The organism is Acinetobacter sp. CIP 101966 (assembly GCF_000369725.1).
In the GTDB taxonomy this organism is placed as follows: Bacteria; Pseudomonadota; Gammaproteobacteria; order Pseudomonadales; family Moraxellaceae; genus Acinetobacter; species Acinetobacter lwoffii_Q.
Genome location: NZ_KB850157.1, coordinates 1 through 6,769 on the forward strand (window position 1 = coordinate 1; position 6,769 = coordinate 6,769).

General features: G+C 38.8%; 8 protein-coding genes. 5 read left to right on the forward strand and 3 right to left on the reverse strand.

The features are described 5' to 3' along the window. Nucleotides 1-245: 245 nt before the first annotated feature. On the forward strand, nucleotides 246-710 hold the full coding sequence (locus F891_RS00050) for a CinA family protein (RefSeq protein ID WP_005261365.1): 465 nt from the start codon (nucleotides 246-248) through the stop codon (nucleotides 708-710). A gap of 303 nt (nucleotides 711-1,013) precedes the next feature. Here F891_RS00050 and F891_RS00055 read toward each other — a convergent pair whose 3' ends face one another. After that, on the reverse strand, nucleotides 1,014-1,565 hold the full coding sequence (locus F891_RS00055; protein WP_262443130.1) for a plasmid replication DNA-binding protein: 552 nt from the start codon (nucleotides 1,563-1,565) through the stop codon (nucleotides 1,014-1,016). Nucleotides 1,566-1,625: 60 nt separating this feature from the next. Further along, nucleotides 1,626-2,576, reverse strand: coding sequence for a replication initiation protein RepM (gene repM, locus F891_RS00060; RefSeq protein ID WP_005261368.1), 951 nt, complete (start codon nucleotides 2,574-2,576; stop codon nucleotides 1,626-1,628). Nucleotides 2,577-2,879: 303 nt separating this feature from the next. Here repM and F891_RS17980 point away from each other — a divergent pair, with 303 nt between their 5' ends. Further along, nucleotides 2,880-3,059: a hypothetical protein gene (locus tag F891_RS17980; RefSeq protein WP_005261369.1), complete on the forward strand. Its 180-nt coding sequence runs from the start codon at nucleotides 2,880-2,882 to the stop codon at nucleotides 3,057-3,059. A gap of 129 nt (nucleotides 3,060-3,188) precedes the next feature. On the opposite strand, the gene mobQ is transcribed toward F891_RS17980, so the two are convergent. Then, nucleotides 3,189-4,625 carry a MobQ family relaxase gene (gene mobQ / locus F891_RS00070; RefSeq protein ID WP_005261370.1) on the reverse strand — a complete coding sequence of 479 codons (1,437 nt, stop codon included), beginning with the start codon at nucleotides 4,623-4,625 and terminating at the stop codon, nucleotides 3,189-3,191. A gap of 209 nt (nucleotides 4,626-4,834) precedes the next feature. On the opposite strand from mobQ, the gene F891_RS00075 reads away from it, so the two are divergent. The 3 genes from F891_RS00075 to F891_RS00085 form a co-directional block, all read left to right on the forward strand. Then, nucleotides 4,835-5,116, forward strand: a complete 282-nt coding sequence (locus F891_RS00075) for a mobilization protein (RefSeq protein ID WP_071851970.1) — start codon at nucleotides 4,835-4,837, stop codon at nucleotides 5,114-5,116. A gap of 29 nt (nucleotides 5,117-5,145) precedes the next feature. Next, nucleotides 5,146-5,337 (forward strand): YqaE/Pmp3 family membrane protein, encoded by a 192-nt coding sequence (locus F891_RS00080; protein ID WP_004282089.1) that lies wholly within the window; start codon nucleotides 5,146-5,148, stop codon nucleotides 5,335-5,337. Nucleotides 5,338-5,848: 511 nt separating this feature from the next. After that, nucleotides 5,849-6,769: alcohol dehydrogenase catalytic domain-containing protein (locus F891_RS00085; protein WP_005261371.1), on the forward strand; the 921-nt coding region annotated here is incomplete at its 3' end.

Sequence of the window (6,769 nt, forward strand, 5' to 3'; positions counted from 1 at the left end):
GATGATGATGATCGCGGTAGCCGCTCTGGTGGCCGAGGACGTGGTCGCAGCCGTGATGACGACGATGATGATCGCGGTAGCCGCTCTGGTGGCCGAGGACGTGGAAGTAATCCTCCCCGTGATGAACAAGGACGATTTACTTCTCGATAGTTGAAATTTTTTTGTGAGTAGTTAAAGACGCAGATAGTTAATCTGCGTCTTTAATTTTGAAAATTGAATCATTTATAAAGAAGATGGAGGAGGGTATGAATAAGTGTGTAAAGTTACTTGCTAAGAAAAGTATCAGTATTACTTTTCTTGAAAGTGCGTCAGCAGGTTACTTAGCTTATCGTTTTTCTCAGAATAAATATTCTGGTGATATTTTATATGGTGGTTTAGTATGCTATGACATGAAAGTTAAGGAAAATATATTAAAAATAAAACGTGAATTTATAGAAAAATATACTCCTGAATCAATGGAAGTCACACAAGAGTTAGTAAAAAAAGCAATTAAAATTTTTAATTCTGATTTATATATAGCCTGTACGGGACTTTTAAAAAGAGGAGGCTCCGAAACAAAAGAGAAACCCGTAGGAACTTTTTTCTATGTAATTTATTATCAAGGAGATATGCATTGCTTTAGAGTTCATTGCAAAGGAAAACCGGAGGAAAAATTAAAAAAATTAGTAAAATATATTAATCAAAGTTTAATTAAAATTATAAAAATTTAACTCCATTATTATTGATTTTTATAAATATTATTAAAAATCCTATTATCAATAAGCTAGACTTTTTTAAATTCTATATTCTAAAATTAACATAATACACCTTATACGAAATACAACTGTTTTTTCCTTCAAAATTATTATATTAGAGGTTGCCGCCTTGAATCATAGAGCAACAGGGCGGCAACTTTTTAATTTTTTATGTTCCACACTTTTAGTCAGTTTTAATAAACATCATCCGATTTTGTGATGAGTCACTATTTCATGTGCTTACACTGAAATTGGCTCATCACAAAATTGGAGTCCTGGTTAACCATAGGGAAGGAAAAAACGGCTCAGGAAGCTTCTCTTCTTAGGCTCAGGCTCAACGTGTTCTGGAACAGGGATACGTTTATTCTCTGAAGTAGTCAATCCGTCATAGTTCGATTCAGCCTGTGACCGAGGATCTGTTGCTATATTCGAATTAGTAGATCCATCTAGCTGATTAATATTTTCTTGTTTTGGCTGTTCTAAGGTGCCTTTAAACTCAATTCTATGAGTAAGATCTTCAATATGTTGCATCAAAGACTTTTCTCTTTGATTTGCTAAATCTAACTGATTTTTGAGTAAAGAAATTTGATCTTTTAATACACTTTCAACCTCAGATTGAACGTGTACTTGTACATCCTTGTGAACTTGTTCAGTACGTGTACTGGACTGAACACCGACTGGATTGCCATAAACTCTGATAAGTTCAGATAAGTCTATAAGACCATCATGATCTCTTGATAATTCACCATTTTTTAAAGCCTCATATATTGTTGTACGTGATTTTTTAAAGGCTTTACTTGCATCCATGACGCTGAATTTTGTTGTGTTCAATGTAATCCCTCAGTGCGTGTACAAGGATGTTCATGTGAACATCCAATCTGAACATGAAGTTTATTTTGTATTAAATCCTACTTTCTTTAGATATGGCAGTAATTCTTCAATTTTAAGTGGATCCTGCAACATTTCGGCAATACGAACAGCAAATTGAGAGTAACTTTCTGTACCTTGAGAATATTTATTCATCTCGGTAAGCCCAGAGAGTTTATTAGCAAAAAGATAACGTTGCGAATCAGTCATTTTTAAAACTATAGGTTGTATAGCTATATCTGACTTCTTTGATTGCTTTCTAATTTTATAGGTAAACTCAAATCCTATAATTTTTTTCCCTGCCTTCTTATTAGTATATTGAAGGTTATATATATCGCAGGCTTTGCTCTTATTTATTTGAGTGACAGCTAAGTCCAGGACATTGTCTTTTAGATTTGACATAGTTTTATATTTATTTTCGATACCGAACCTAGATCGAAGATCGTCCAACTCTAGAAAAACTTTTTGCTCTTTATAGTTCTGCACTTCTTTAAGAATTTCATATAAGCGATTGGCATATTGACTGCTTAAATCAACCGTATGTTGAAGATCAATTTGAGTAAATTTATTAGCCAGCTCACTTACAAATGGTAAGACGTCATTAGCAAATTGAATTTCAATTCTAGCTTCACCTTCAAGATATCCCTTCATTTGAATAAATCTATATGTTCTAACGTGTTTTTTAGTATTTGAGATTTCTCGCTCTAATGTGAACTGGCGTTCAAATAAAGTATCTACAGCCGTTCTAAGGGCTTTATAACCGCCATCTATGGTGTCTGAAAACAGATCTGCATATTCATGAGCTGAAATGGTAATTGGTACATTATTATCTAATGTAATCTTATTAGAACGAATTTTTGATAAAGCGATATTGAACAATCTGTGCTCAACAACAGTCATTTTATAATGAGCTTTTACTAAATCATTTGCTTTAGAGACAAGAATCGACATGTCTAAATTTTCTGAACGGCTCATTCTTATTTCCCTATAAACATTATATGGATTTACCAAAATCTAGATAAATTTTTCACTTAGGGAATCATCATAACAATACTCATTTAAATAGTAAAATAAAAACCTATGTTTATACGGATAAAACCTATGTTTGAAACGGATAAAACCTATGTTTGAAACGGATAAAACCTATGTTTATACGGATAAAACCTATGTTTGAAACGGATAAAACCTATGTTTATGCCATCATAATCTATTGAAAATAAAAAAGAAAACATGATTCAAATATTAAATATTATAAATATAAAATAGAAAAGAAAATTCATGAAAATTGCCCTTGGTTTTCGCTTCGCTCAAACTCTATTGAATCTCGCTTTCGCTCGATTCGTCGGGGCAATTTTTGGTTCATATTTTCGTGAATTTGAGAAAAAGCAAAAGCAAGATCAAAAGCAGCTCGGAATTCGCTTCGCTCATGAGCTTTTTTTCTCGCTACGCTCGATTTAGGAATCAAACTTGGAAAGTTCGCACCCATGCGGGATGCTCTGTAGGGTAGGTGATTAATGGATAGGGAGCTTGTAATCAGGGAAAGGGAAGGGCAAATTTTCTCAGTTCGCTCGTAGACACTCGCTCTGTTTAACGACTCATGCCACGAGATTTCATTTTTGGCACATGTTGCTGTGCTTTGAGCTGTTGTTCTTGTCTGAGTTTCATCTGTTGTTCTGCTTTGATCTCATCCACACATTTTTTAATGACTTGGTAGGATGGGTATAGAGTCTGGTATTGCTTGGCTTTGGCCGGATGTTGTTGTTGGTACTGCTTCCAGGCATGTTCTTTGAACTTTTCATTGTCTAATAAGTCCTTCACACCATGTTTTTTCTGGTGTTCATGCTGACCTTTCAGCTTTTTGTGTTCCTGGTAAATCTCGTCACGTTGGGTTTCCCAGGCTTTTTTTCCAAACAGTAAGGGTTTGTTCTGGGTTAATTCGTTGTGTTGATCGACCAGGCTTTGTAATTTGTCATGACTTTGCTTGAGTCCGCTTTTCACGATCTCCTGGGCGAGCTGCTGATTGAACTCGTTTTGATGTTTGTGTTGCTTGCTCAGGGTCTTTTCGGCCTTCTCTAGATGCTGCTGCATGAAATCCAGGTCTAGATTCGCGTCTTTTGCGCTGATTTCGCGTTTTAGCACTTTGCCAAGGGTTTCCCTCTGTTTTTCCTCGAATAGGGCTTTTTCGTCAATTGGTGGTGTTTTAGCGCTATTTTTGATTTGGATCTGCTGTTCAGTTTTAAGTGTACTGAGTTTGATCTCATTTTCAGCAATCAGCAGATCCATATTTTTGCCGTATTGTAGCTGGGCCTGATTTCTCTGTTTGATTTCATCATTGCTTCGGCTGATTTCGGTCTCAATCCCTTTTCGGCGCAGTTCAGTGACTTTCGGCCCTTCGTGCAGGGTGGCTTCCAGGCCATTCTCCTGGTCTTTGTAGCTGCGGTGGTCGACTCGGGCGGTGTATCCGGCCAGATCTAGGTGCATATTGCAGATATCGGCAAAGTGTTCGCGCCAGTGTTCAATTTCTCCACTGTGTTTCTGATCCAGTTCTCGGGTTTTCTCTGTAAAACCTTCAGGCGTGAGTTTGCGTGTGCTCATCAGGATATGGGCGTGATAATTGCGTTCATCGCTACCGGATCCAGTATGCGGTGCATGGATACAGGCATCGACCGCCACCTGATGTCTGTCCACGATACTGGCGCATAGCTCTTCGAGCATGGCCAGGCGCTGTTCCTGGTTCAACTCACTTGGAAAAGCAATTTCAAATTCCCGGGCGACTGTCGAGTTTTTTCGGGTTTCTCGTTGTTCAACTTCGTTCCAGAGTTTTTCCCGGTTTTTTAAATGCTTTGGTGCGCCTTCGGGTAAATAAATTTCTTTATATTCCACGCCAGTTTTTCGGCTGTAGTCATGTTCTCGGCCTTCACGTTCACAATAAATCTTTTCACCGGCCCGATAGGCGATTGCAGCAGTGGCAGAACGCCCTGCTGATCGTGCTACGGTTTTGACTGAAAAGTGGTAAATCGCCATGCCTATTTTTCGCTTTTAAATTTTCACGTCGTGAAATACAACCGTGAATACGGTTGTCGGGGTATTGGGGTCTCCCCAATCGTACTTGCAAACGAAGTTTGCATAAGTGCGCTCTTCGAGGAAAACATTACTACACATATAGCACCTTGAATGCATATTCAAGTGCGCTTATGTTAGGGATGGTTTCCCAGAATGATGGTATTGGATTAATGAGCGTTACTGAAACACTAGACAGCAAAATCAAGGCACAGGAAGAAAAGCTAAAGCAGTTAAAGGCTCAAAGACAGGCAGCACTGGCAAGAGAACGTGCCAAAGAGAAAGAGCAGGCACGAAAGGACGATACCAGACGCAAGATTTTAATCGGATCCTGCATGTTGAAAATTACCGAAGATGATGAACAAGCCAGAGCAAAACTAATTGCTCAGATGGATAAGTATTTAACGGATGAAAGAGATCGTAAGCTGTTTGATCTGTCGGCAGTTAATTACTAATTTCTTGAAAAGATACATAGGAATTTGAAATGAGATTACTAATTGCCTTAATTTTTCCCTGGCTACTGTTTTTCACCATAGGACGACCATTTGCAGGCATCATTTGTTTGCTACTTCAGATTACAGTTCTAGGTTGGATCCCGGCTGCGATCTGGGCGGTCTATGCTTTGTCGCAATACAAGACTGATCAGAAAATTAAAAGAGCAATTCGCTCATCATAAATAGTGTAATTGTGTGATTTTTAGATCTGATTGATTTTGTGATTTCCATCACACTTATCCATGAGTGAATGATCAGATTGTGAAGATTATTTGAGCAATAAGTGATTTAATAAATTTTATAACAATAATTATAAAACTCCAGAGGTAAAGAAATTAACCCTCTAATTCTTAGTTAGAAAAATAATTAAAACAAGAATTAGAGGGTTTCATTTTTTATCGAGTTCACTCTATTTTGCCACAAAGCTCCTATCCAATATGGGTAAGGTAGCTAGAAATGGGTTCTAACAATCTAGGTGTTTCTTTAATTCTGTTCTTTTCTATTCATTCGACACATAAGATCACGAATTACGTAAACCCTATATAAATTTATTTTTTAAACACTCGGATGTCTTATTTCATACATTAATTTACAGCGATTTCTTGGCGCATAAGGCTATAATAAAAGTGTTTTTTATTTTTGGCAGCCTTGATACGAGTCTGTTTAATGTTGAACTAGAGAGAGGAAATCCGCATGCGTGCTCTTACCTATCATGGTGCTCGGGATGTACGAGTTGAATCCGTTCCAGATCCAGTGATTCAGGAACCAGATGACGTCATTTTAAGGGTGACAGCGACTGCCATCTGTGGCTCAGATCTGCACCTATACCGGGGTAAAATTCCGGCCACTGAAGATGGCGATATTTTCGGCCATGAATTTATGGGAATTGTAGAAGAAGTCGGCCCTGAAGTCACCGAAGTCAAAAAAGGCGACCGGGTCATTATTCCTTTCGTGATTGCATGTGGTCACTGTTTTTTCTGTGAACATGAACTCATGGCTTCCTGTGAAAATACCAATACCGGCCGTGGTGCAATTCTCAATAAAAAACAGATTCCACCAGGGGCAGCTTTATTTGGCTTTAGCCATCTATATGGTGGTATACCGGGTGGTCAAGCTGAATATGTGCGGATCCCCAAGGGCAATGTCGGACCATTTAAAGTGCCAGGCTCCCTGCCTGATGAAAAAGTATTATTCCTGACCGATATTCTACCAACCGCCTGGCAAGCAGTGAACAATGCCCAAGTTGGTCGAGGTTCCAGTGTGGCGATTTATGGTGCTGGCCCAGTTGGTCTGCTGGCTGCTGCCTGTGCGCGGATGCTCGGTGCCGAGCAGATTTTTATGGTCGATCACCATCCTTATCGTCTGAGTTTCGCACATCAAACCTATGGGGTGATTCCGGTCAATTTTGATGAAGTCGATGCCGCTGAATTTATCATTCAAAATACCACGGGTTATCGTGGAGTCGATGCCGTCATTGATGCGGTCGGTTTTGAAGCCAAAGGCAGCATGCTGGAAACCGTAATGACTAACCTGAAATTAGAAGGTTCGAGTGGTTCAGCGTTAAGACAATGTATTGCAGCGGTCCGCCGCGGCGGTGTGGTGAGTGTACCTGGA